This is a genomic window from Paenibacillus sp. MT86 (assembly GCF_058792535.1).
On the sequence record NZ_CM179499.1, the window covers coordinates 732,237 to 757,143 of the forward strand.

At 53.3% G+C, this 24,907-nt stretch carries 25 protein-coding genes and 1 pseudogene; 15 read left to right on the top strand and 11 right to left on the bottom strand.

The genetic code is table 11. The features are described 5' to 3' along the window. Positions 1-4: 4 nt before the first annotated feature. Entirely contained in the window at positions 5-754 is a 750-nt protein-coding gene (locus AC3RCL_RS03135; RefSeq protein WP_492534556.1) for an alpha/beta fold hydrolase, read from the bottom strand. A gap of 221 nt (positions 755-975) precedes the next feature. On the opposite strand from AC3RCL_RS03135, the gene AC3RCL_RS03140 reads away from it, so the two are divergent. From AC3RCL_RS03140 to AC3RCL_RS03150, 3 genes and pseudogenes are all read left to right on the top strand, one after another. After that, a complete protein-coding gene (locus tag AC3RCL_RS03140) occupies positions 976-2,955 on the top strand; it encodes a peptidase U32 family protein (RefSeq protein ID WP_492534557.1) in 1,980 nt (659 codons plus the stop codon). A 109-nt stretch (positions 2,956-3,064) separates the two neighbouring features. Next, positions 3,065-4,362: pseudogene (locus AC3RCL_RS03145) on the top strand (aspartate aminotransferase family protein). 20 nt (positions 4,363-4,382) lie between these two features. Then, positions 4,383-5,258, top strand: a complete 876-nt coding sequence (locus AC3RCL_RS03150) for a UbiA-like polyprenyltransferase (protein WP_492534558.1) — start codon at positions 4,383-4,385, stop codon at positions 5,256-5,258. 66 nt (positions 5,259-5,324) lie between these two features. Here AC3RCL_RS03150 and AC3RCL_RS03155 read toward each other — a convergent pair whose 3' ends face one another. Beyond that, positions 5,325-7,073, bottom strand: coding sequence for an alpha-glycosidase (locus AC3RCL_RS03155; RefSeq protein ID WP_277747751.1), 1,749 nt, complete (start codon positions 7,071-7,073; stop codon positions 5,325-5,327). Between the two features lie 343 nt (positions 7,074-7,416). Between AC3RCL_RS03155 and AC3RCL_RS03160 the strand changes: the two genes are divergently transcribed. Both AC3RCL_RS03160 and curA read left to right on the top strand, forming a co-directional pair. Further along, positions 7,417-7,677 (top strand): metal-sensitive transcriptional regulator, encoded by a 261-nt coding sequence (locus AC3RCL_RS03160; protein ID WP_012818820.1) that lies wholly within the window; start codon positions 7,417-7,419, stop codon positions 7,675-7,677. A gap of 96 nt (positions 7,678-7,773) precedes the next feature. Then, entirely contained in the window at positions 7,774-8,787 is a 1,014-nt protein-coding gene (curA, locus tag AC3RCL_RS03165; protein ID WP_492534559.1) for an NADPH-dependent curcumin/dihydrocurcumin reductase, read from the top strand. Positions 8,788-8,957: 170 nt separating this feature from the next. Here curA and AC3RCL_RS03170 read toward each other — a convergent pair whose 3' ends face one another. From AC3RCL_RS03170 to AC3RCL_RS03180, 3 genes are all read right to left on the bottom strand, one after another. After that, a complete protein-coding gene (locus tag AC3RCL_RS03170) occupies positions 8,958-9,449 on the bottom strand; it encodes a cytochrome c biogenesis protein CcdC (protein ID WP_009595968.1) in 492 nt (163 codons plus the stop codon). Between the two features lie 109 nt (positions 9,450-9,558). Next, positions 9,559-10,134: a TetR/AcrR family transcriptional regulator gene (locus AC3RCL_RS03175; RefSeq protein WP_375121165.1), complete on the bottom strand. Its 576-nt coding sequence runs from the start codon at positions 10,132-10,134 to the stop codon at positions 9,559-9,561. Next, positions 10,131-10,850, bottom strand: coding sequence for an MBL fold metallo-hydrolase (locus AC3RCL_RS03180; RefSeq protein WP_375121164.1), 720 nt, complete (start codon positions 10,848-10,850; stop codon positions 10,131-10,133). Before AC3RCL_RS03180 ends, AC3RCL_RS03175 begins: the two co-directional genes overlap by 4 nt. 226 nt (positions 10,851-11,076) lie before the next feature. Here AC3RCL_RS03180 and AC3RCL_RS03185 point away from each other — a divergent pair, with 226 nt between their 5' ends. The 3 genes from AC3RCL_RS03185 (at position 11,077) to AC3RCL_RS03195 (ending at position 13,331) form a co-directional block, all read left to right on the top strand. Next, the gene (locus AC3RCL_RS03185; protein WP_009595964.1) at positions 11,077-11,268 is read left to right on the top strand and encodes a hypothetical protein; all 192 of its coding nucleotides are present in this window, start codon (positions 11,077-11,079) and stop codon (positions 11,266-11,268) included. 142 nt (positions 11,269-11,410) lie between these two features. Next, complete coding sequence (locus tag AC3RCL_RS03190; protein ID WP_404563588.1) at positions 11,411-11,941, top strand: sigma-70 family RNA polymerase sigma factor; 531 nt, start codon at positions 11,411-11,413, stop codon at positions 11,939-11,941. After that, a complete protein-coding gene (locus AC3RCL_RS03195) occupies positions 11,934-13,331 on the top strand; it encodes a DUF4179 domain-containing protein (RefSeq protein ID WP_492534560.1) in 1,398 nt (465 codons plus the stop codon). The genes AC3RCL_RS03190 and AC3RCL_RS03195 overlap by 8 nt, the downstream gene beginning before the upstream one ends. 2 nt (positions 13,332-13,333) lie before the next feature. Here AC3RCL_RS03195 and AC3RCL_RS03200 read toward each other — a convergent pair whose 3' ends face one another. The 4 genes from AC3RCL_RS03200 to AC3RCL_RS03215 all read right to left on the bottom strand — a co-directional run bounded on the left by AC3RCL_RS03200 (position 13,334) and on the right by AC3RCL_RS03215 (position 15,981). Then, on the bottom strand, positions 13,334-13,543 hold the full coding sequence (locus AC3RCL_RS03200; RefSeq protein WP_492534561.1) for a DUF6199 family natural product biosynthesis protein: 210 nt from the start codon (positions 13,541-13,543) through the stop codon (positions 13,334-13,336). A 179-nt stretch (positions 13,544-13,722) separates the two neighbouring features. Next, entirely contained in the window at positions 13,723-14,133 is a 411-nt protein-coding gene (locus tag AC3RCL_RS03205; protein ID WP_012818827.1) for a hypothetical protein, read from the bottom strand. 137 nt (positions 14,134-14,270) lie between these two features. After that, positions 14,271-14,657 (bottom strand): hypothetical protein, encoded by a 387-nt coding sequence (locus AC3RCL_RS03210; RefSeq protein WP_012818828.1) that lies wholly within the window; start codon positions 14,655-14,657, stop codon positions 14,271-14,273. 163 nt (positions 14,658-14,820) lie between these two features. Then, positions 14,821-15,981: a stalk domain-containing protein gene (locus tag AC3RCL_RS03215; protein ID WP_492534562.1), complete on the bottom strand. Its 1,161-nt coding sequence runs from the start codon at positions 15,979-15,981 to the stop codon at positions 14,821-14,823. Positions 15,982-16,218: 237 nt separating this feature from the next. On the opposite strand from AC3RCL_RS03215, the gene AC3RCL_RS03220 reads away from it, so the two are divergent. Continuing rightward, a complete protein-coding gene (locus AC3RCL_RS03220) occupies positions 16,219-17,292 on the top strand; it encodes a lactonase family protein (RefSeq protein WP_492534563.1) in 1,074 nt (357 codons plus the stop codon). 156 nt (positions 17,293-17,448) lie between these two features. On the opposite strand, the gene sleB is transcribed toward AC3RCL_RS03220, so the two are convergent. Beyond that, positions 17,449-18,108, bottom strand: coding sequence for a spore cortex-lytic enzyme (gene sleB / locus AC3RCL_RS03225; protein WP_145039952.1), 660 nt, complete (start codon positions 18,106-18,108; stop codon positions 17,449-17,451). Between the two features lie 360 nt (positions 18,109-18,468). On the opposite strand from sleB, the gene AC3RCL_RS03230 reads away from it, so the two are divergent. The 4 genes from AC3RCL_RS03230 (at position 18,469) to AC3RCL_RS03245 (ending at position 21,680) form a co-directional block, all read left to right on the top strand. Continuing rightward, on the top strand, positions 18,469-19,545 hold the full coding sequence (locus tag AC3RCL_RS03230) for a sulfate ABC transporter substrate-binding protein (RefSeq protein ID WP_036664629.1): 1,077 nt from the start codon (positions 18,469-18,471) through the stop codon (positions 19,543-19,545). A gap of 38 nt (positions 19,546-19,583) precedes the next feature. Next, positions 19,584-20,432, top strand: coding sequence for a sulfate ABC transporter permease subunit CysT (gene cysT, locus AC3RCL_RS03235; protein WP_009595943.1), 849 nt, complete (start codon positions 19,584-19,586; stop codon positions 20,430-20,432). 14 nt (positions 20,433-20,446) lie between these two features. Further along, a complete protein-coding gene (cysW, locus tag AC3RCL_RS03240; RefSeq protein WP_012818834.1) occupies positions 20,447-21,313 on the top strand; it encodes a sulfate ABC transporter permease subunit CysW in 867 nt (288 codons plus the stop codon). 145 nt (positions 21,314-21,458) lie between these two features. Beyond that, complete coding sequence (locus tag AC3RCL_RS03245) at positions 21,459-21,680, top strand: YezD family protein (RefSeq protein WP_009595967.1); 222 nt, start codon at positions 21,459-21,461, stop codon at positions 21,678-21,680. A 236-nt stretch (positions 21,681-21,916) separates the two neighbouring features. Here AC3RCL_RS03245 and AC3RCL_RS03250 read toward each other — a convergent pair whose 3' ends face one another. Then, positions 21,917-22,828 carry a hypothetical protein gene (locus AC3RCL_RS03250; protein WP_096774638.1) on the bottom strand — a complete coding sequence of 304 codons (912 nt, stop codon included), beginning with the start codon at positions 22,826-22,828 and terminating at the stop codon, positions 21,917-21,919. A 148-nt stretch (positions 22,829-22,976) separates the two neighbouring features. On the opposite strand from AC3RCL_RS03250, the gene AC3RCL_RS03255 reads away from it, so the two are divergent. Both AC3RCL_RS03255 and AC3RCL_RS03260 read left to right on the top strand, forming a co-directional pair. After that, positions 22,977-23,960 (top strand): alpha/beta fold hydrolase, encoded by a 984-nt coding sequence (locus tag AC3RCL_RS03255; protein WP_492534564.1) that lies wholly within the window; start codon positions 22,977-22,979, stop codon positions 23,958-23,960. A 21-nt stretch (positions 23,961-23,981) separates the two neighbouring features. Continuing rightward, complete coding sequence (locus tag AC3RCL_RS03260) at positions 23,982-24,734, top strand: MerR family transcriptional regulator (RefSeq protein WP_096774636.1); 753 nt, start codon at positions 23,982-23,984, stop codon at positions 24,732-24,734. Positions 24,735-24,907: the final 173 nt, after the last annotated feature.

The window sequence follows — 24,907 nt, forward strand, 5'->3', positions numbered from 1 at the left end:
ATCTTCATTCCTTTACGAATGGGGTGATATGAAGGGATAACTCCTCCGGATGCGTTAGCGTGACCATGTGATCCGCTCCCGCGATGGTGGCAAATCGAATGCCCGGAACCCTTCGAAATTGTTCTCCTACCTGCTGGTTATCGGTCAGTTCATGATCTCCTATGATGAACAGCGTTCTGGCCGAGATATCCTGTAGTCGATCCATCGCCGGCGGCTCCGGCCAAACCGAGTCAAAGGTGGACCAGGTAAACGTCCGCTCGAAATGGTGGCGAAGCATTTGGACCATCAGCTCCCGCTCGGCGCGGTTCCTTGTAATTTCATAAGAAGGCGGCTCAATGCACAGCTCGATCATTTTCTCGATATCAGGGGCAGCGGCGCTTACCCCGAGCATGTAGGTTTGCATTTCCTCAGAATAAGGGAAACCGGACAGGGCGGGCGCTATGACAATCAGTTTCGATACCCTTTCAGGATAATGGATCGCGAACTCCGTGGCAATCCGGCCGCCCATAGAATGACCGACAATCGCAGCTTGCGGAATATCCAGATGATCAAGAAGAGATAACAAATCTTCAACATAATTCGGCGGCTGAGCGGGAGAGGGAGAGCGTCCGGCTCCGCGACCGTCAAAGGCAATGACGCAAAAATGCTCCGCTAAAAGAGGGACAAGATAACTCCAGTCCCGCAGATCGGCTCCACCGCTGTGAACAAGGACGATAGGCTTACCGTTTCCATGAACTTCATAGTGCAGATCCAATAGAATACCTCCATTCGATTTTCAATAATGTGAAGCGCTTGTTGAACATTATTTTATTATTGAATGAACGTTTGGTCAATAGAAAATCGACTCGTAGCTTGATTTACCTTTCAAATCTGGGATCCTACTGTGAATATCGCTGTGAAATAATTCACTAATCTTATTTGTGAATTATGTTACAATCGAAAAAAATATATTTTTGGGAGTAGGGGGAACGGACTGTGGCTCGTTATTTTAACGGTAAAGAAGTGGAACTATTGGCTCCAGCCGGAACATTCGAGATATTCAAGACCGTCATTGACGCAAACTGCGATGCCGTATATTTCGGGGGGCCATCGCTGAACATGCGTATGATGCGCAAGGGATACAACTTAAGTTATGAGGAGGTCGGCGAGGCCGTCCAATTGGCGCATGACCGCGGGAAACGTGCCTACATTACAGTGAACAACCTGATGAATGAAGAGGACTTGGAGGAAGCGAAGCGCTACTTCGCCTTTCTGAACGAGATCGGCCCGGATGCCATTATCGCGCAGGACCTGGCCGTGTTTCCCCTGATCCAAGAGATGAATTACACGAATATTCCGGTTCACTCCTCGGTCATGATGAACGTGCACAACCTGGAAATGATCGAAGCGCTCAAAGCATTGGGCGTTTCCCGCATCGTGGCTTCCCGCGAAATGGACCTGAAAACGGCAGAGGTGCTGCAGGCCAGGAGCGGGATGGAGTTCGAGTATTTTGTGCACGGCGACATGTGCACGGTTCACGGGGCCAACTGCCTGTACAGCTCGATGCTGTTCGGCAACAGCTCCAACCGCGGGCGCTGCATGAAGCCTTGCCGCTGGGATTACCGGGTGAAGAAGGACGGCTATCTCTATCCGACCGAGTATCCGCTCGCGGCCAAGGATATGTACATGTACGAGAGCATTCCTGAGCTGATCAAGTCCGGCATCACCAGCTTCAAAATTGAAGGACGCATGAGAGACACCGAGTTTTTGCTGATGGTCGTGAATTCGTACGGAGACGCCATCGATCGTTATATTGCGGATCCGCTGGGCTACAATCGCGAGGCGGGGGCGGACACGCTGCATAAACATCGCAAGCGCGATTTCACGACGGCTTATGCCTTCGGCAAGCCGGGACTGGGCTTCATTAATCGCCGCTATGAGGGAACAGGCAAGTTTTACAGTACGGGGAAGGTGTTCAGTACGCCTACCGCCGAACGCGAGACGAAGGAGGAACGGGTGCTTCAGGTGAAGGAATCGCTTCGCCATGCGAAGCGGGAACGGCCGGGCACGTCGATTCCGCAAATTACGGTGCATGTCAACACGGTAGAGCAGGCCCGTGCGGCATTAGAAGAAGGAGCAGGCGTCATTTACCTGACGGGGGACGTATTCCAGCCGGATGGTCCGTTTAGCCGCAAAGACATCGAAGCCTTGACGGCGGATAAAGGGGACGCGGAGATTGTCCTTGGCATGCCCCGCATGATGAATGAGCTTCAGATGGAGCAGTACCATCAGTTTCTCAGCGCAGGCAAGGAGTTTAACCATTATGGTCTGGACGGCCTGCTTGCGACCAACATCGGTGCCATGCACAAGTTTCAAACCATCGGGCTGCCGCTGATCGCCGATTTCAGCCTGAACATCTACAACCATATGGCGGCTTCGTTTTATCAGGACCATTTTGGCATATCCCGAATCAATCCGTCCCTTGAGCTTCAGCTCCATGATTTGACGAAATTGCTGCGCCATCCGGAGATTCCCCTTGAGATCATCGTTCACGGCTCGCCAATCGTCATGTATCTGGAGCATGATTTATACGCCAATGCCGCAGAGTTCGAGCCCATAGCGGAAGAGGACAACCGTTTCGTGGATAACCGCCATCTCGTGCTGCTTACGGATAAAGGGGAGAACCCCGTTTACCGGGACGCCGCAGGGCGCAACCACTTGGCGCTGGCGAAGGAGCTGTGCTACATGCCGATCCTGAAGGAGCTGTATGAAGCCGGCGTCCATCATTTCCGCATCGAAGGAAAAACGTATACGACCGAGCAGCTTCGCAGCCTGGTGCGGTTATATCGTCAAGCTGCGTCGAACCTGGATGCATGCGGCAGGCTGTATCAAAGCATGGCACCGGTATACGCCGGGTTCACGCTCGGTTCGCTCCAATTCGGCCATTCCCTGGAACTTGAGCTGACGGAAGCATGAGATCCCTTAGAGACGGGGCAGGAAGATGATCCGATGCGAGGCACCGTTTTCCTCAGTCTCTATCACGGAACATGGAAAAACGGAAATAATCGAAAGAGGGGGAGCCTCCATGAAACATGAAGGCCATACGCATATCGGTCCGGAAGCCGTCGCTGCCAAGCGCCGGCGGTACGGCTATCCTTGCACGGCGCATTTCTACAGCGAACCGCCCCAGATCGTCGGCGGCAAGATGCATACGCTTTACGGCCATGACGGCAAAGCTTATGTCGACTTCTTCACGGGCGTGTCGGTGGTTGCCTGCGGCCACTGCAATGAAGCCATTACGGCGAGAACGATCGAACAGCTGCAGACGCTGCAGCATACGTCAACCATTTACCTTACCCAGCCGATGGTGGACCTGGCGGAGCGGTTGGCGAACGGCGTTCTGCCCGGCAACTTAAAGCGAACGTTCTTTGTGAACAGCGGCTCCGAGGCGAATGAAGGCGCGCTGCTCGCCGCGCGTCTGCACACGAAACGCCGCCGCTTCCTGGCGCTGGAATACGGCCTTCATGGGCGCACCTTCCTGACCATGAACGTGACCGGCATTCCGATGTGGCGTGCCGACGATTTCCTGGATGAAGACGTGGCTGCGTTTATTCCGCGACCATATGATCCCGGCATGGATCAGGATGCCGCTGCCCGCCGCTCCCTGGAGCCTTGGCGAGCGTGCTCGCTGCAAAGGGAAACAGCTTTGCTGCCATGATCGTGGAGCCGATCCAAGGCAACGGGGGCATGATCGTGCCGCCGGATTGGTATTTCCGTGAGCTGAAGGCGATGCTGGAGGAGTACGGCATTCTTCTGATTGCCGACGAAATCCAGACGGGCTGCGGCCGCACGGGACGCATGTTCGCGATCGAGCATTACGGCATCGTGCCCGATATTCTCACCATGGCGAAGGCCTTGGGCAATGGCGTGCCGATCGGCGCGTTCTGCACGACGGATGAGATCGCTGCCAGTCTGAATCGGCCTTCGGCTTCTACCTTTGGCGGCAATCCGGTATCATCGGCCACGGCGCTTGCCGTATTGGATTACATCGAGCAGCAGGGCCTGGTTGATCGTTCCCGGCACGTTGGCGGTCGGCTGATCGAAGGCTTGAGGGAGCTGCAGGGCCGATACGAGCTTATCGCCGATGTCCGAGGCAAAGGGTTTATGGCCGGAGCCGAAATCCGGGGTGCGACCGACGAGGAGAGCGCAGCATGGACGGATATTATTCTGGAGCGCATGAAGGATGAAGGCTTTATTATCGGTAAAAATGGGGTGGGCCGAAACGTGCTGGCCTTTCAGCCCGCCATGATCATCCCGGAGGAAGAGATCGAAGCGATGCTCCGTGCCTTGGATAAGGTGCTGGCAGGGTTATCCCAAACATAAACGAATGAGGTTGGATCCGGATGCAGATGATGTATAAAGTCGTTCATAAGACCAAAATGTTCGGAGAACTGGTGATGTTCTCCCACACGCTGTTCTCGCTGCCCTTTGCGATCATATCCATGGTCTGGGCCGCCGGCGGCGTGCCGTCATGGCATGTCGTGCTGTGGTCGTTGATTGCGCTGGTGGCCGCCCGCAACGGGGCCAATGCCTTCAATCGCGTCGTCGATTTGAAGTTCGACACGGCCAACCCGAGAACGGCGGACCGCCATATGCCAAGAAAGCTTCTGCAGCCTCGCGAGGTGTACGTATTTGTGGTCGTTAACTTTGCCGTCTTTATTCTCGCGGCCGGCATGCTGAATCCGCTCTGCTTGGTGCTATCACCGGCAGCGATTGTGCTGATCTGCACGTACTCGTACACCAAGCGCTTCACCTGGCTGTGCCATCTGTACCTGGGCTTTACGATCGCTTCGGCTCCGATCGGGGCATGGTTTGCCGTAACGGGGGAGTTGGCCTTCATTCCGTTTATCATCGGCACGGTCGTGATGCTGTGGATTGCGGGATTTGATATCATCTACGCCACGCAGGATATCGAATTCGATCGCAGCACCGGCTTATGGAGCATTCCCCGCGCGTTTGGATTCGAAGGCGGACTGCTCATTTCCAGAATGCTGCACGGGATTATGGTCATGCTGCTGCTTTCCCTTTACTTTATCCAAGGTTTGGGCTGGCTCTACTTGACGGGAATTGCCATCTCGGTGCTGCTGCTGGCCGTGGAGCATCGCATGATCAAGCCTTCCAGCCGCAGGCGGATGCAGCTTGCCTCCTACAATCTGAATCAGGTGATTAGTCTGACGATTCTGCTGTTTACTTTGGCGGATCAGTTTTTGCTCGGATAAAAAAGACTCCCTTCGACTGCCGGCCCGCATACTCGGGCTCGATGGCATTCAAAGGGAGTTTCGTGTTTATTGCCCGGCTTTCAAGATCGTAAAGCCGTAAGCAGGCAGCTTCACGGTCAGCTGGCCTTGCTTCGCGCTGAGGCCTTCGCCGTTCCACAGGTTCGTCCACTGGCGGTCCAGCACAGGGAGGGTCATCGTGTTGCCCGCCTTGTCGTTGTTGACGGCAATGAGGATCGTTTCATTGTCGTCCTCGCGCAGGTAAGCGATTTTGCCCCCGTTCTTCTCGGCCTTCAAAAATTTGAAGGTTCCCGTGCGGAGAGCGGAATGCTCTTTGCGGAGCTTAATGAGCGTTTGGTAGAAATGGAAGAGGTCTTTGTCGTGTTTCGACTCGTCCCACTCCATGCATTTGCGGCAGCCCGGATCGTGCCCGCCGTCCATGCCGATTTCGTCGCCGTAATAGATGCAAGGCGTGCCGAAGTACGTGAACTGGAACATGGCGGCCAGCTTCATCAGGCGTTTGTCGCCGTTCGCCTGCGTTAACAGTCTTGCGGTGTCATGGCTGTCCAGCAGGTTGAACATCACTTCGCTGGCCTGTCTTGGATAGCCGGCAAGCTGCTTGCCGAGCATGAACGAGAACTTCTCGGCATCGGCGGTACGGTTGATGAAGAAATCCAGTACGGCATTCGTGAACGGGTAGTTCATGACGGCGTCGAACTGGTCGCCTTCCAGCCAGATGGAGGATTCATGCCACACTTCGCCAAGGATGTAAGCATCCGGGTTGGCTTTTTTTACGACTTGGCGGAATTCGCGCCAGAAGCTGTGTCCCACCTCGTTGGCTACATCCAGGCGCCAGCCGTCGATGCCCGTTTCCTTGATCCAGTACTCCGCCGCCTTGAGCAGATAAGCCCGGACTTCCGGATTCTCCGTATTCAGCTTCGGCATCAGCGGCTCGAACGCAAACGTATCATAGGTCGGAATGCCATCCACCACTTCCAGCGGCAGGGAGCGTACGTAGAACCAATCCTTGTATTTGGAGTTCAAACCGTTCTTCTGCACGTCTACGAACGGGGCAAACGTTTTGCCGGAATGATTGAAGACCGCATCCAGCAGAACGCGGATTCCGCGCGCGTGGCACAGATCAACGAGTTTCTTCAGCGTGTCCTTGTCGCCGAACTGCGGATCGATTTCCATATAGTCTTCGGTATCGTATTTATGGTTTGTCGTTGCCGTGAACAGCGGCGTGAAATAAATCGCATTGACGCCGAGCTCGCTTAAATGGTCGAGATGGTCGATAACCCCTTGCAGGTCACCGCCGAAGAAGTTCTTCGGCGTCGGTTCGGCACTGCCCCAAGGCAAGGCGCCTTCCGGGTCATTGCTCGTGTCCCCGTTCGCGAAGCGTTCCGGGAAGATTTGATAGAAAATCGCGTCTTTGACCCATGCCGGCGGATGAAAAACGTCATCCGGATTGATGAACGGGTATTCGAACAGGCGGTCCGGATTGGCCGGCGGCTCCGTCAGGAAATCATATTCGGTCATCCAGCGCTTCTCGTCGCCCTGCTGCAGCAGGAAGCCGTATTTCAAGCGGCGATATGGTGGAGTTGCCTCACACTCCCAATAGTCGAACATTTCATCCGAGGACAGCTTGGTCATCGGAATGTATTCCATCGTTTGATCCCACAGGTACTTGTCGCCTGCAAGGGCATACACTTCGGTAAGGTCGTCCTTTTTGGTGCGGATTCTGAGATGGATGGTCGTGCCGTTATAAGCGTAGGACCAGTTTTTGCGCGGGCGGTGATAGATGGCTTCCAGAAACATCGATAATTCCTCCTTAAATAGTAAAATAAAAAAAGGCACAGCCAGGACTATGAATAGCCGAGGTTGTACCTTTGTAAGATAACATTGCCTTTAAATTATGAGGTTTGAATCGGGTTGCTTATGAATTCATTAGCTGATTAAAAATATACCACGCGTTCTGAGCGTATTCAAGCCCTAAGTACAAGCGGCAGATCTCCATGCTGCATCGAAGCCGGAACGACCAGGTTCTTTAGCGAGATCTTGCCGGGAGGGGCAGTCAAGAGGAAAGAGCCGGCATTTGTTGTATAATAAAGGGATAAGGGCAAGCCTGACAAGCAGATACGCAATGAGGAGGACAACATATATGCAATACGACGATCAGATGAAAAACCGGATCAAGCGGATTGAAGGACAGCTTCGCGGCATTTTGAAGATGATGGAGGAAAACAAGGACTGCAGGGAGGTCATCACGCAATTATCCGCTTCGCGTACGGCAATCGACCGGACCATTGGCGTTGTCGTAAGCTCCAATCTGGTGGACTGCGTGCGCAAGGCCGAAGCGAACGGCGAGGATACGGAGAAGCTTGTGCAGGATGCCGTTAATTTGCTCGTAAAGAGCAGGTAGGGGATGAAGGACGGGCGCGGCAAAGGCTAGGAAATTGGTAAACGGACAAAATGGGTAAAGATAAGATGACGGCTTTACTAAAAGGAGGGTACTCAGATGTCCGTGAATGAACGAATTTTACTAGCCAAGCGGCCGCAAGGCATGCCGGAGGAGTCGGATTTTACGTTTGAGGAGCAGCCTTTGCCCGTACCTCAAGCCGGAGAAGTCCTTGTACGGACCGTGTATTTATCGGTAGACCCGTATATGAGGGGCAGAATGAGCGATGCCAAGAGTTATGCCAAGCCATATGAGGTAGGGCAGGTTATCGCCGGAGGCGCAGTAGGGCAGGTCATGGAATCGACGGATCCGACCTATCGGGAGGGCGATTTTGTTGCAGGCACCTGGGGCTGGCAGCGCTTTGCCGCCGTACGCACCGGGACGCTGCGCAAGGTCAACCCGGATCTGGCACCCGTCTCGACCGCGCTGGGCGTGTTGGGGATGACCGGTTTGACGGCTTATTTCGGACTCCTGGATATCGGTCAGCCGAAGGAAGGGGAGACGGTGGTTGTATCGGGCGCCGCTGGCGCCGTTGGCATGATTGTCGGGCAGATTGCCAAGATCAAAGGGACCCGGGTGATCGGTATTGCCGGTTCTGATGAGAAAACCAAGTATCTGACGGAGAAGCTGGGGTTTGATGCAGCGATCAATTACCGGGCAGAAGATGTGGCTTCGGCTTTGGCGGAAGCTTGTCCGGGCGGGGTTGACGTCTATTTTGACAATGTCGGCGGCGAGGTGTCGGATGCGGTTCTGCGCCTGATCAACAAAAATGCGCGGATCCCGATTTGCGGCCAAATCGCGCTCTATAACCTGGAGAAGCCGGATACGGGCCCAAGAATCCAGAGCCTGCTGCTGACCAATACGGCACTGATGAAGGGCTTTCTGGTCGGCGATTACGCCAGCAGGTACAATGAGGCGCTGCAGGAGCTGGCCGAATGGCTAAGGGATGGCAAGATTCAGTACACCGAGAATATCGTCGACGGCTTCGACAAGACGATTGAGGCGTTTCTGGGGCTGTTCTCCGGAGAAAATCTCGGGAAACAGCTGGTGAAGGTAAGCGAAGAACAAAGCTGATCCTTTGACATACAAAAAATAAAAGAGTGTCGATTTCACGACTTCGCAAGTCTCCTCGGAGGGAGCTTTGCGGCCGGAAGGGCAATTGCCTCCCGGATGGCGTGATTTTCGGCACTCTTCTTTTTGCGCTTAACTAAGTTTCATGACTGGTTTACGCTGGAACATGTCCGCTATATCGCCGCCTCCGGCGTCATGAACTGCTGATACTGGCGGTACATCGAAATGCGCCAATGGACAATCATGCCGTAAGCCAGCATGAAGAACAGCGCCGCGGTCTGCGGGATGGAAATATGCTGTTCAATATATCCATGGAGCAGGAGCCTGACGGCCAGCAGGCCAAGCAGAATGTACACGAAGCTTTTCGATCTCTGCATGAAGATCTGACCGTCGACCTTCTCGAATTTGGTGCTGCGGATCAGTGGGTACGAGAAGATGAACCAGCCTACCAAAAAGGCGATTCCCGCCCACCATAAGGGGATGCGTACCTGCGGCTCAACGAACATCAGGAATCCGGTGCTCATCGCTACGGGAGGGATGATAATCTTCTTGACGGTTACGGGACGGTTGCTCGCCTTCATTCGAATGAAAATAACGGCCAGCGCCATAACCAGCATCGCAATCGTAGAGCCTATCTGAAGAATTGGGGAATCGAAATTAACCACAATTCAGACCTCTTTCCATAAATAAAATGACATCACAATGTGCTGCCTTATGATTATAGCACATTCTGATGCCAGGCAAAATCAGGCAGGCGCAGGAGGTACGGCCCTTCTAGCGCCGTCCGTCTTGAAGATGGAGCCCGGTGACGAAACTCCGGATCATGAAATCCAGGCTGTCGTCAACACTCAGATCCATGGCGAATTGGCCCGCGCGTTCCAGGGAAGAGAAGCCGTGGCATAGGCTGCGAAGGGTCCGTACGGCATGCAACGCTTCCGCCTCGCTGAGCTGGTAAGGGGCCAGGATTTGAAGCAGCAGCTCGACAATCTGATTCCCTACTCGCTGCGTCTCCTGCTCTTCGGGACGGACCGGCTGCAAGGCGGCTTCGTACAATCCGGGGTGTGTTCGAGCAAAGTCGACATAAGTAAGGCATACAAGGCGCAGGGCATCTTCGCCCGACCGGCCGGCGACAGCCTTCAGCAGTTCGTCATGGAGCGTCTGGAGGCCATGCCGCATCAGGGCGGCATGCAGACCGGAAAGCCCGTCTACGTGGTTATACAGGGAGGGGGAGCGAACGCCCAGCTTGGCTGCAAGCGCAGCCAGGGTCACCGCGTGAAGTCCCTCCCGATCCGCTAATTCGGCAGCGGTTTGAAGCAGTTGAAGCCGATCGATGCCGGGTCTTGGACTCATCGTGCATTCCTCCTCAACGTTGATTCGGCTTCCGCAACGGCCTGCTGCATGGCACCCGCCGGATTTCTCAGCATCCGTCCATGGCCGACAGCCAGAACGGCGGGCTTGAGCGCGGTAAGCATTCCGGCGCTTTCCAAGGCCTGCTCTTTGCTCCATGTGGCCATGGCAGGGAACGGAAACCATGGTTTCATGACTCCCGATACGGCCAATCCGCCACGCGTCTGCCAAGCATCGCCGGCGATCAGGATGCCGCTGCGCTCATCGAGAAACGCCATATGCCCCGGCGTGTGGCCTGGAGTCGAGATGGCCTTGAGGGAACCAATGGAGTCCCCGTCCTCCAGAAGAACGTCCGGAACGGTGGTCATGTTCTTCGGGATATCCCCGCGTATCGGCGTTTGCGGCTCTCCGGGCTGGAGCTCGGCATTTCCTTTCAGCAGCAGCGCATCGCGCCGCGAGATGCAGACCGAGGCATTCGGAAGCTCCTTCTTTAACCCGTCGAGCGCACCGACATGGTCGCCGTGGGCATGGGTCAACACGATCCGTTTAATGGGTTTTCCGATATCGGCCGCAGCCTGCAGGATTCCCTTTTGGGAAAATGACATCCCTGCATCGATGAGGGTAACCCCATCGCTTTCTTCTACTAGGTAAACGTTGATCGGAAAAAGGCGAGGAAGAAAAGAAATTTGAGTCACCTGTTCAATCGTCGTTTTTAACATAAAGCCGAACCCCTTTCGCTTAAAACTAATGTTATTAGTATAATAACTAATGATATTAGTTTTAGCAAGCCTGATTTTAACATTTTCATGAATAGAGCCTTTGAACCACTAAAATTTTTATATATTTACCAAATTTTGAGTGCAATATTCGTCGGTTTGCGTTACCATAAAGATAGATATACGGAAAAAAATGTAGGTTTTAGATGAAGGGTGAGGGGCGGACGATATGGATATGTTCAAACGCATCGTACTTCTGATGGTGATGTATGCCTTCTCCGCAGTTCTGTTATACGTAGCCAGCCAGCACACGCCATATCTGCTTCCTGTCATCTGGATCTCCGCTCTGATGCTGCTGTTATGCGGCATCGGTTATCTGGGATACCATTATTTCTTTAAAGGACGCAGAAGACGAAGTTAATTGGGACTGACATACAAGTCTGCCTTCCCCGGGCGGGCTTTTTTTGTGCATAAAAATAAAAAAACCGTTTGAATGGCACCGTAGTCTTTATATAGAGTGAAGTAAACAGCGAGGCAGGTCGAACGAGGGGAAGGTATATCGGATGTTGGAAACTAAAGAGCTGGCGGCTGCGGCATGCAGGGGAGACGAGGAAGCGTTCTATGCACTCGTCACCGAGCATCGGAGGCGCCTATACGGAATTGCGTACAGTTATCTGCATAACGAGAGCGACGCTTTGGAGGCATTGCAGGAGACGGTATGCCGGGCGTGGATGAAATGCCGGAAGCTGAAGCATCCGGAGGCGTTCGTCCCTTGGCTCATTCGGATATTGATTAACTGCTGCGTGGATGAACAGAAACGGAAAAAGCGCATGGTTCCCGTAGAAGAAGTGCGCAGCCGGGAGACGGCTGCGGAGATGGTCAGCGACAGCAAGCTGGATCTGGAGCGCGCGCTGAGCCGCATGAAGCCCAAATATCGCCATGTGCTGATCTTGAAATATTACCAGGACATGACGATCAGCGATATCGCGCATATTCTCGATGTACCGGAGGGAACGGTCAAAACCCGGCTGCATCAAGGATTAAAGCTGCTTCGGCAAAAAATCGAGCCAGGAGGTGCCGTATTCCATGTTTGAGAAGGAAGAGCGGATGCTGAACGAGATGAATAGGGATGCGGGGATCTACACGGCGGTTGTGTCCGATGAAGCATTGGATGCGGCCGTTCGAAGCGGAATGCGGAGAGGACGGCGCATGCAGCGGAGCCGGAAGCGGATGGCTGCCTTTTCTGCCGTGATCGCCACCGTAGCTGCCGCACTGCTGTTCGTGGTATGGGGCGGAGATGGAGGCATCGTGGAGCCGAAGGAGCAAATGGCGGCGCAAGGGCCGTACCCGCCATTGGCCGGGTTTGATCTCGGAGAAGATATTACGCTGAATACGGCTAACCAACACGGCATGATCCAGCCGGTGAATCAATCGGTGACCCGGGGGGATTATACGGTAACGCTGAACGGGATACTTGTCGGCTCCCAGCAGATGGAGGTGTTTTATACGATCCAAAACGATGCGGAGTATCACGCGGACCTAAAGCGGGTCGAGATGAAGCGTAAGGGCTCCAGCCAGTCCCTGCCATACAGCATCGGGTCGTCGGGTGGAACCCGGATTAAGCCCGGCCAAACATTCCGTTCCCGATCGGACATTCATATGGGCGAGAACCACTCCGTGCCGGAAGAAATGACGTTATCTTTTAGCATCGCCCCTTATACAACGAATACGGTGCATCAATCCTCGGCAGAAGGCGAGCAGGTTCTCGATATCGACGTATCCGTTGATATGGAGACCGTCCAAAAGTTTACCCGCACGATTCCGCTCAACAAAATGCTGCAGATTGAGAGTCAAAGGTTCTATTTGAAGGAAGCCGTGTTATCCCCTGCCGGCATCGTCTTGAAAGCGAACATCCCTTCGACCAATACGATGAAGGTATCCGGTTTATGGGACGTGTATTTGGAAACCGTGGTGAACGGCGAGCAGATCCGATTGAACAGCGATTCCGCATTTTTGCCTGGTGCGGGAGGAGGGGACATGACATACTTCTTCGACAGCAATATATTGGAGAATCCGGATTCGATCACGCTGAAAGCGAGCGGATTCCAAGCGGTGGACCCCTCCGAGATGAAACTTGTAGTCGATACGGATAAGAAGGAGATTCTTCGTGCACCGGACGGCGATCTTCGGTTCGGAGCGTACACGGGGCATACGCTGACATTGGAATACGAGGAGCGGGCTGACCGGCATATGGGCAGCGTATCGATTGAGCCGGAGTTCGTGGACGGGGAAGGGAACAAGCATACGATTAACGAGGACGCAGGTGGACTCAGTTCCTCGTCCCGATCCTCTTCGGATACCGGGAAAAGCCTCATCACGCAGTATATCCACCTTAAACCCGGGAATTACCCGCAGCCGCTCACGTTCACGTTAAGCAGCTACCCTGGCGTTATGGAGCAGGCATTCGAGGTACCGATTCGATGAGATTAGAGATGCTGAAAGCTCATCAGAATGACTATTGCGCCGAATGCAATTGTTACTTTGCCCATAAGTTTTAAGTACCATATTCTCAGATCGCTGGGCTCCGTGTCATCTCTCGTTCTTCTGAACCACCAAGAGTACGGGTTGCGGATGGCATATATGCCGATCCCGATGAGTGTCAGACCCATGAGCAGCACAGAAATGAAATCGAACATTTGATCAGCCCCTCTCTTAAGAGTTACTACGAATGGTTTTAGCAGTAAGTTCCGTTACATGAAAAATAGGATGGTCCGAAATTTAGGACACGAAAAAGGAACCGTCCCCGACCATGAAGGCCGGAAGGACGGTTCCTTTTTTCTCATTTATTTATATCCTGGATCATGGGTCGATGCCGCTATTCCCTGCGCTCGGTAGGGGAGCTTCCTGCCGGTCCTTTAGCATCCAGCAGCTCGATCAGAGCTTTGGGCACGCCGTTGAGGATCAGCCATTGGCGAAGCGTTTCGATGGCACGGATATGGCCGTTGCCTTCATCCCGCCAGGTCAGCAGCTCGACGACCTTAATGACGAGGAGCATCAGCTCCATTTTGTCATGCTCGGTTTGGTCTGCGCGGACTTTTTGGAATACGGCTTCTTTCTCCCAATCAAGCAATATCTCTTCCCCGATGGTCGGTCGCATGAGTGAATAGCTGTAATCGCACTGCGGGCAGTGAACCGTGGTGAACTGTTCGGATGTGAACGTAACCCCGATTTCCGTTTGACACTGGCGGCAGTGGAATTGGACTTGAATTGCCGAGTTCGTTTCCATGTCTATGTTGCCTCCTTCAAAGAGAAAGGTATCTACTTTTACCCAATAGTCGGTAACTGTGACCCATCTTCCCTTAAGGAGCTGTTTGAAACATGAAAAAGAATCGCCCTCAATGGGCGATTCTTTAAGGAAAAAAGTCAGCGTTTCCTTCTACTCTGCGAGCTCTTCACATGGGTGAACACATTGTAGAGGAAAGCAAGAACGCCCAGCGTTACCAGAACGCCTCCCACGGCAATGACCGGCTCTACCGATTCGATGCCGCTCATCAGCAGGGCAAGACCGATCATCATGACGGGCAGACCGATATTGTGCAGCCAGAAATGCACTTTGCCGGCAGTGGACTCCCCGGCAGCCGGGAACAGAACATAAATAACGCCTGCAAGAGCCAGGGACGCCCAGCCCAGAAGGTTGACGTGTGCGTGAACCGAGGCGTAATCGTAGCTGTGGGTGATCGACATGTACATGCCGAGCAGCACCCCGAGCACGAAGTAAACAGCAGCGATTTTGATTAATTTAATCCCCATAAAACCCCTCCTTTATGGATTACTATTATGATATATGTCACCTGGGGCGAAGTAGACCTAGACGGAGGAGGATTTAATTAAAGAAGGTGCAAAAAAAGAAACCGCGAATTTCCCTTGCCGGGAATTCACGGTTATTACGTAAGCTTTTCATGATATCCGCAATCTATTCAAGCTCCAGCACGTCATAGATCAGCCATTTGCCTTCGGTTTTCTTGAGCCAGTAGAGCGACGTCGAATAAATCGTTTCGCCGTCCGCATCATCGCTTTCTTCGGCATAAACGACGGCGTCTTCACCTTGGAAGAAGACCGTCCGGAGCTCCTCCGATTTGAGGTTGAAATTCACCTCATCGAAGATGCCTTCCTCAATGCTGGTTTGGAACATCTCGTGGAAGACCGAGTCCGGGTGAATAACGGACATGAGCAGCGGGCCATTCTCCTCATTGAAGCCCTTGTACTGAATGTCGATAGACTCCACGATGGCTTTCTGCTCCGCTTCCGGCACTACGGGACGAGCTTCAAGCAGTTTGTCTCCGAGGAAATATTCTGTCTCGTACAGGTTCAAATCATAGATTTTCCATGCGCCCGACGCATCCTTCTTCAGGAGATTCTCGTAATGGAGCGTAACATCCCATGCAAACGGCCCGCCGATGCGGTCTAGGCTCACACTGGTGTAGGCGTGGATCGACGTTCCGGCTACCGCTACATCCCATACGTCCGCGGATACATGTTTGTCGTTCTTGAATTGATCCTGATAGTTTTGCTTAACCTCCGCAAGAACGGGAGATTCGGGGTGGAATACGCTCATAACTTCGTCCAGTTTCTTGGCGCTTCCAGCCTCTTCAATGATATGGTAAAGCTTCTTCACCTCGTCTTCGGCTTTGGCGGTCGCACCCTCGCGGTCAATCTTGACGGTACGCGCCTTGGAATCCCACTTTACCGGGAGTCCGGTGGCTTCAGCCACAAAACGAAGGGGAACCAGCGTATTGCCGCCTTGAGTGAAAGGAGCGATCTGCAGCGTGGTTTTTGCGCCATTGACATAGGCGGTCTTCTGCCCGATCGTCATCTGCAGCTTCTGATCGAGATATGTACCCGTCACCTGCTTGTTCGCGCCGTTCCAATGGACCTTATAATCCAGGGCTTGGAACAAAGGGCGGAATTGAACGAAAGTGACTCCGTTCTTCATGATCGGCGCCGCCGCAAATTGAATTTCCCGGTTATCGAGATAGACCCTGATTTTCCCTTGATCCTTTGCCGGAGCGGCTTGGGCCGCGCTTGCGAACAAGAACAGGAAAGCGATAGCCAGTAGGCTGATTTTTTTCTTCAATGTGCTGTCATCTCCTTCAACGAATGATAGAATAGAGAGGTAATTGTGGTAATCGTACATGATAAAACCAATGGTAGCAATACATTTCTTTATGTGCAGTAATTGGTAGAGACAGCGCGGTGACGGCTTGCCGGAACGACTTAAAAAAAGGCGGTAGGCATGGGGCTCCGATGGGTAATACATAGTAAGAATCAGGCCGGGCCACCGGATCATTCATCAGACAAAGGAGTGGATCACATGACAGCAGGACAGGAACTGATATTTTACATAGGAACCTATGGTTCGGAAGAAGAGAATCGCATTCATTGGGGGGCGATGGATCGGGCTACCGGGGAGCTGCGCCTGTTAGGCGGTACGGCAGGCATCGAGAACCCGACCTATCTGGATTTCGATGACTCGATTTCCGTATTGTATGCAGCGAGCGAGAAGGGCGAAAGCGATGTGTCGGCTTATTCGGCCAATCTGGTCACCGGCGAATTGACGCTGCTGAATGTTCAGTCTACCGGCTCGTCCGGCGCGTGTCATGTATCCCGCACAACGGACGGGAAGCATCTGCTTACGACAGGGTACGGCGATGGACAGATTTCGGTGCTGGCATTGGAGCAGGACGGACGGGTCGGCGAGCTGGCCTCCAAGATCAAGCACAGCGGACGCGGCCTTCGCGATGACCGTCAATCGGAGGCGCATCCCCATTCGATATTCCAAGACCCGGTCAACAAGTATATCCTGGTCAGTGACCTGGGGATGGATGACGTGATTGTGTACCGGCTGGAAGACGGAAAGCTGGTGACCCACCGCGAGATCAGCCTGCCGCCAGGCTCCGGCCCGAGGCATGTGGCTTTTCATCCGTCTGGCAAGTGGGTATACGGCACGAACGAGCTGAACAGCACGGTAACGGCATACGCGAACGACGCAACGTTCGGGGATCTGAAAATATTGCAGCATATCTCGACCTTGCCGGAGGACGTCGTGATGAATAGCAATACATCGGCCCATCTGCTGGTATCTCCTTGCGGCCGTTACCTGTATGCCTCAAATCGGGGCCATGACAGCATCGTCCAATATGTAATCGACCAGGAAGCCGGTACGCTCCGTGCCGTCAACTGGGTGTCTTCCGGCGGCAAAACGCCGCGCCACTTCAATATACTGCCGGATGGCTTCCTGCTTACGGCGAATCAGGATAACGGATTGATCGCAAGCTTCCGGATCGACCCGGATACGGGGAATCTGGTCTCTACGGGCTATACGTTGGAAGTCACGCGCCCGGTGTGCATTTGTCCCGTGGAGAAGGCCAAAGCAAACAAACGTTAACTTATATGAAAGAAGAAGCAGCTTGAAGCCCCGGGAAGGGAATCAAGCTGCTTCTTTTATGCGTCTCTCCTTGCCCGCAGCGACGGACAAGGAACAAGGCGTCGAAAATTCTGTCTTCGTGTGTTTCAGCTAATGAAAGATTAACTGAATGAATCCTTAATGAGCAAAAATATGATTGCCGATCTGCAGCACTTGCGGCCTGGACCAGATCCAGTCGCTGGTCGCGGTTTTAGGATTGAAATAATACAGGGATTCGTAAGTCGGATCCCAGCCGCGAACGGCATCCAATGCGGCAAGATAGGCGGAACGGTTCGGCGTCAGCCAGTATTGTCCGTCATCCACGGCCGTAAAAGCCCCTTTTTGAAAGACGACGCCCCGAATGTCATTCGGAAATTCGCTGGATTGAATGCGGTTCATGACAACGGCCCCGACAGCAACCTGCCCTTTGTACGGCTCACCGCGGGCTTCGCTGTAAATGACTTTGGCCATGACGTCCATTTCGGATTGATTCAACGTATATTTTTTCAGCTGTCTCCAGGTTTGCGCACCGGTAATTCCATCGGCTGGCACGCCGTATTCTTTTTGAAAACGGCTAACGGCTGCTTTCGTGTTTGCGCCATATTTGCCATCCAGCGGCTGCGTGTAGAAGTCCAGCGTTTTCAGGCGATATTGAAGGTCCCAGACATCCCCGTTTTCACTGCCGGGCTTTAACAGCGGAGCGGCCTCCGTCGTTTGGGCGAATGTCGGCAGGATCAGAAGGACACTAAGGAAAAAAGCAGATAGGATTTTCCGTATTGGCTTTCTTATCGTGATCAACTCCTTTGGGGTAGAATTATAAGGTTGGAAACGGGTTCATACAACCATCAGTAAATGGAAATCCGCGCCGTGACTGCGTTTGTTGTACCAAAAATGGTTCTATGGTCCGAATGGTCCTAAACTTGAAATTTTTTGAAAAAAAGGTTTGACAGCAGAAGGGGGACTTATTACAATAGCAACATAACATACTAAACAGGTAGGAATTATAATATATTGTTCTCACCGTATCGACGGAGGAACGCTCGAAGAACAAGGGCAGGCACGGTTGCAAACCGGCTTGACTCTGTTCTGATGAGCCTTCCTCCGTCTTTTTTTGCCATGGGGCCTGTTTAGTAGAGAAGAATAGGGGGAGTGATCCATATGAAAAAGGTGTTGAAGCAAGGGGTTCTCATCGGATTAACAGTCATGCTGACGGCGGCGCTGACGGCTTGCGGCTCACAGAAAACAGAAACGGCCGCAACCGCCGGCGAAGCAACGCCTGCTTCGGGTTCAAGCAAGCCGAGCGTGGAACTGCTTAATGTTTCTTACGATCCGACCCGGGAGTTATACGATCAGTACAACAAGGCATTCGCGGCGCATTGGGAGAAGGAACAAGGCCAGAAGGTGACGTTTAAGCAATCGCACGGAGGTTCGGGCAAGCAAAGCCGTTCGGTTATCGACGGTTTGGAGGCGGATGTGGTGACACTGGCCCTCGGATACGATATCGATGCGATCCGTCAGGCCGGATTGATCAATGAAGGCTGGGAGAGCAAGTTTGAGCATAACAGCGCGCCTTACACCTCGACCATCGTTTTCCTCGTCCGCAAAGGAAACCCGAAAGGCATCCAGGATTGGCCGGATCTGATTAAGGAGGGCGTGGAGGTCATCACGCCGAACCCGCAGACCTCCGGCGGTGCACGGTGGAACTACCTGGCGGCATGGGGTTATGCACTCAAGGTTAACAACAACGACGAAGCGAAAGCACAGGAATTCGTGAAAGAGCTGTTCACCCATGTGCCGGTGCTGGACAGCGGCGCACGGGGAGCGACAACCACCTTTGTGGAACGCGGAATTGGGGACGTGCTGCTGGCTTGGGAGAATGAAGCCTATCTCTCGATTAACGAGCTGGGACCGGATAAATTCGAAATCGTGAACCCGTCCGTCAGCATTTTGGCAGAACCGCCGGTTGCCGTCGTGGATAAGAACGTTGACAAGCGCGGCACCCGGGAGGTGGCCGAAGCCTATCTGGAATACCTGTACAGCGAAGAGGGGCAGACGATTGCGGCGGAGAACTACTACCGTCCGACGCTTGCCAGCGTAGCCGACAAATACAAGGAGAAATTCCCGGCCATTGAATTGTTTACGCTCAAGGACGTGTTTGGAACATGGGAAGAGACGCAAACCAAGCATTTTAATGACGGCGGCATCTTTAATCAGATTTACGTGCCAGGCAGCTGATCGGCATAACCGCCGAAGGCAGGAAAGGATGAGTGGATATGACGGTACTCCCCGTACGGAAGCAAGGCAGAAATCATCGCAGGGTGCTCCCGGGTTTTGGAGTCGGCATGGGACTGACTGTCCTTTATATGAGTTTAGTTGTGCTCGTGCCGCTGTCGGCGCTGCTTCTTAATCAAACCGGATTGACCTGGGAGAAGTTCTGGTCGGTTGCAACCGATCCGAGGGTTCTGGCATCCTACCGGGTTAGTCTGACGACGGCGGCGCTGGCCGCATTGGCGGATACGATACTGGGGCTGCTGCTGGCCTGGGTGCTGGTGCGGTATGATTTTCCGGGCAAAAAATGGTGGGATGCCCTGATCGACCTGCCCTTCGCCCTGCCAACGGCCGTGGCGGGGGTGGCATTAACCGCGATCTATTCCGCGAATGGCTGGATCGGATCGCTGCTGGAGCCGCTTGGCATTAAGGCGGCGTTCTCTTCCTTGGGCATCACGCTGGCCCTAATGTTCATCGGCATACCGTTCGTCGTGCGGACGGTACAGCCGGTGCTGGAGGACGCGGAGCGGGACACGGAAGAGGCGGCAGCCACGCTAGGGGCAGGCCGGTGGCGCACGTTTTGCACCATCATTCTGCCGACTCTGATTCCGCCGCTGCTGACCGGGTTTGCGCTCGCTTTTGCCCGGGGGATCGGAGAATACGGCTCCGTCGTCTTCATATCGGGAAATATGCCGATGAAGACGGAGATTGCGCCGCTGTTGATCATGACGAAGCTGGAGCAGTTTGATTATGCCGGCGCTACGGCGGTTGCCTTGATTCTGCTGCTCATCTCTTTCGCGCTGCTGCTCGGAATCAATCTATTACAACACTGGACGCGGAAAACCGCGCGCTAGGGAGGGGGAACTATATGGCTGGAACCGTACCCGCTGCCGTCCCGGCAGGGAAACGAGGCACATCGCCCTCTCCGGCTGCAGCGGAGAAAACCTGGGTGAAATGGACCTTCATTAGTTTGGCTGGCCTTGTGCTTCTGTGGCTTATTGTGCTGCCGCTCGTCACGGTGCTGTCCGAAGCGCTTAAGAAGGGATGGGAGGTCTATATCGCAGCCTTGTCCGATCCCGATGCCTTGTCTGCGCTCCGGCTGACCTTACTGGTGGCGGCCATTGCGGTACCGCTGAATTCGATATTCGGCGTCATCGCGGCTTGGACGATAACGAAGTTTCGCTTTAAAGGCAAAAATCTGCTGATTACGCTGCTGGATTTGCCGTTCGCGGTATCGCCGGTTATCGGAGGCCTCATCTTCGTGCTTATTTTCGGCCGTCAGGGTTGGTTCGGCCCTTGGCTCGAAAGCCATGATATCAAGATCATATTTGCCGTGCCCGGCATCGTTCTGGCTACGTTATTCGTTACGTTTCCTTTTGTGGCCAAGGAGCTGATCCCGCTGATGGAGGACCAAGGGACGAAGGAAGAGGAGGCGGCTGTAACGCTCGGCGCCAAGGGCTGGCAAATCTTCTGGCGGGTCACCCTGCCCAATATCAAATGGGGACTGCTGTACGGCATCATTCTGTGCAATGCCAGGGCCATGGGCGAGTTTGGGGCCGTGTCCGTCGTATCCGGCCATATCCGCGGAGAGACTAATACGCTGCCCCTTCATGTCGAGATTTTGTACAATGAGTATCAGTTTTCGGCATCGTTCGCGGTGGCCTCCTTATTGCTGTTGTTAGCCGTGATTACGCTGCTGCTTAAAAATTGGTTTACGCGAAAAAATGCCCATTGACAGTCGTTTCCAACCCATGCTAAGGTTAATTCATACTATATAGGTTGGAAAAGAATGAATAATGATCGTTTACATTGTAAATGTGTCTTCGGCTAATGAAGATGAGTGAATAAATGAGGGCTTTGCCCGGTGAGGAGGCGTATCCATGGCTAAACCATTAAAAGTGGATGAAATGTGGCTCGAGCGCATAGCAAGCCTGCTGAACGACATGGAATTCGGTTCGCTGCAAATCGTAGTGCATGAGGGTCAAATCGTTCAGATGGAACGAACGGAGCGCAAGCGTTTCGAGAATACGGCCTCCGGAGCGGTCAAGACGTCAGGATCGTCCCGGGCATCCGGCCAACAGCGAAGAACGAATACAAGATGACCAAGCAAAAGCTATCAGGTACCGTAAAAAGAACTTCCGCCAGATAACTGAAGTGCAGCCTGTCCAGTCGACATGGGTAAGACACCACGGGTGTTGACCAAGTAGACCAGGGGAACGCGCTTTGGGAATCATGCGGGAGTTCTTTTCTATTAGAGATAGAGTATATGAATAATACAAACAGCCCGGCCGTTGAATCGGTCGGGCTGTTTGTTAATCGTATTCATGTATCAGGCATCTTATCGCGACCGGAGCGGGCTGCTGCCGATCTCCGGCTCGCCTGCGCCTGTTGTTTCGCTTAGAGGATCGTGATCCCCGGCGGGATGAAGGAACTGCTCCATCAGCTCCGGATGGCCGGCATAGGGCCGCTCACGCCGCTTACGGGTGGCCGTTACCCGGAAACCCGCCAGATAGAGCAAGCATTGGGTAGCCAGAACGTAAGGCGAGGCTTCGCCGCCGATCAGATTAAATAAGGCCGAAGCCACAATCAGCAGATGCAGCACGGTATAAATCATGCCATGCGTTTTTCTTCTCGAATCCATCAATAAACGGTAGAAAGAGATCGTGGCAATGATATTGGAGAGCCATAAACACCAAACCTCGGGGCTTGCCCAGGCCGATGTTTGCCTGAGTTCCTCCGCAAGGACCGCCGTCCATAGGAGTGCGGCACCCAGTGAAAGGGCAGGTACGGCAGGTTTTAGGAGCAGCCACAAACCCATCCCCCAGCCGGGCTTCTCCAGCCGTCCAACCAGCTCGTCGCGCTCCTTCATGAGTCTGTTGATCTCGCGGTCCAGCAGCTTGTGAAGCGTCGTCAATCGGGATTCATCGCGATCGCTTAGAAAAATATCCATTTGTTCGTGGAGCTCACGCGTCAACAGGTCAGCGGATTTGCATTCCTGCAGAAGCCGGATCAGCAGATCCTCGGGGACGGCCGTCCGGGTCGGTCGATGGATCAGCGTGCCGAGAAGCCCTGCCAGCCTGGCGTAGACCGTCAAGGTCTGACGAATGCGAGCGAGCGAATCCTTGCGTGCACCGAGCAGCCGGGACGCACTGTATATGTACAGGCCCGCAAATACCGCAGTGGCAAGAAGCGCGGCCACGAGCCCGTCCAGCGAGCCAAAGATATCAACCATCCATTCCGTAAGGGACAAGCGGATCCCTCCTTCAATATTCTACCTTTCACTATTGCACAAGAAGGAAGGGATTTCAAGCCGATTCGGTAACAGGCAGCTATAGAACTCATGGGGGTTGCGTATAACGTTACGTCATAGCTTATAGTCGCCTTAGGAGGGGATTAAAGTGAAACGAAGAAAAGGATGGATTATCTTGGGTAGCATTCTCATTGCGATACTAGCTATACTGACGGTAGCAGGCTTTCTATTCAGAGATGACGGGTCGTTAAGCGGTTTTGTTACAGAGGATGGGCAGAAGGAATATGCGGCGGCTTATGAGGAGGCGATGAGTCACTTGCCAGAACCGGTTGCGTCGATCAAGGTTCATACCGATTTTGGCGTGGTTCAGCTCTACAAGTTCCAGGGGAGCGATACGCCGCACAAAACGCCTTTGTTGCTGCTTCCGGGAAAGGGATCTGCTACACCCATGTGGGAGGCCAATCTTAGCGGCTTTTTAGAACACCGGCCTGTATACACCGTTGATTTGATAGGAGAACCGGGTTTAAGCACAGAAACCAGACGGATTGAAACCGCTGCGGACCAAGCAGCATGGTTAGGGCAAGTATTGGATCAGCTGCCGGAATCAGAGATCCACTTATTAGGGCTGTCGTTCGGCGGGTGGAGTGCGGCGAATCTGGCGCTCAAGCATCCGGAGAAGATTCACTCGCTCATATTGCTGGACCCCGTCTATGTGTTCGGCCCCATTCCATTGAAAATGATACTGGCCTCCATTCCGGCGACGGTGCCCATGGTGCCCAAGCCGATCCGGGAGAAAATGCTCAGCTATATATCCGGCGGGGCTGAAGTCGATGACAGCGATCCGACCGCCAAATTAATCGAAACCGGTATGCGGACATTCAAGAGCAAGCTGCCCATGCCGGAAGCCATCCAGCCGGAACAATTAGCTGAGCTGACGATACCGGTGCTCGGTATTTTAGCTGGACAATCGACGATGCACCATGCTGAAAAGTCGTATCAAACGGGGATGGATGCCTTGAAAGACCCTAATAGCGAGATGGTTTTATTTGAAGAGGCCTCGCATGCGATTAACGGGGAATACCCTGAAGAGTTACTGGAAACGATAGAAGCCTTTTTAGCGAAAATCGAGTAAGGGACAGGAAGGGATGGGTTCATGGGGAAAAAATATTCCGTAAAAGAAATCAGCCGATTGTCGGGAATAACACCGCGAACCATTCAGTACTACGATAATGAAGGGATTCTTAAAGCGGAGCGAGATGAGCTGGGGCATAGAGTATATTATGATAAACAGCTGTATGTACTTGAGCAGATTATGTTCTATAGAGCCATCGGTTTCTCTTTAAAAAAGATCAAAGAACAATTGATTGTGGGCACCGAGGAGCAGGATATCGAGAACATTCTAGATTACCAGGCATCGGTCCTTTATTCACAGAAAGAGAGCATCCAAGCCAAGCTTGACGGATTGCATGTGGCAAAGGAAATGATGAAAGAAGGGTACAACGTACCCTGGGAGCTGTTAGCCCATCTTATGCGTTCGTTGAATGAGGTCGATATGTCGGCTTGGAAAGAATACGAATTTTCCGAGGAAGACGCGCGGCTGTTTCAAAAAGTATTTGACTCTGAGCAGGCGGTATTGGATTTTTACAATACGTTCAGAAAAATATCGCTGCAAGCTGCAGCTTATAAGGCCTCAAACGTCCCCATCGAGTCCCGTTTAGCCAGGGCCTTAGCCCAAGAATGGCAACAGATGGTTCAACGTGTGACCCATGGCGACGAACGGATCCATGCTGCCTTTTTAGAGGTCGATAACAATCGGGATCAATGGAACGCTGGAGAGCGTCAGCTTGTAATGGAAGCAGAACAATATTTGCAGGACGTCATAGAGCGCTATGCTGATCGTAAATGAGCCGCATGCTGCCCGGGTTCGCTTCCAGTGCAGGAAGCTTGATCGTATGCTACTATTCATGACGGATCGGTTTTTCTCTTGGTAAACAATGTTTCCTCAAGGTAACAAAAGGGGCCGAGCCGCATATAGTATATGAATAAGACATCGAAGAGAGGGAGGGGCCGGGGTGATGG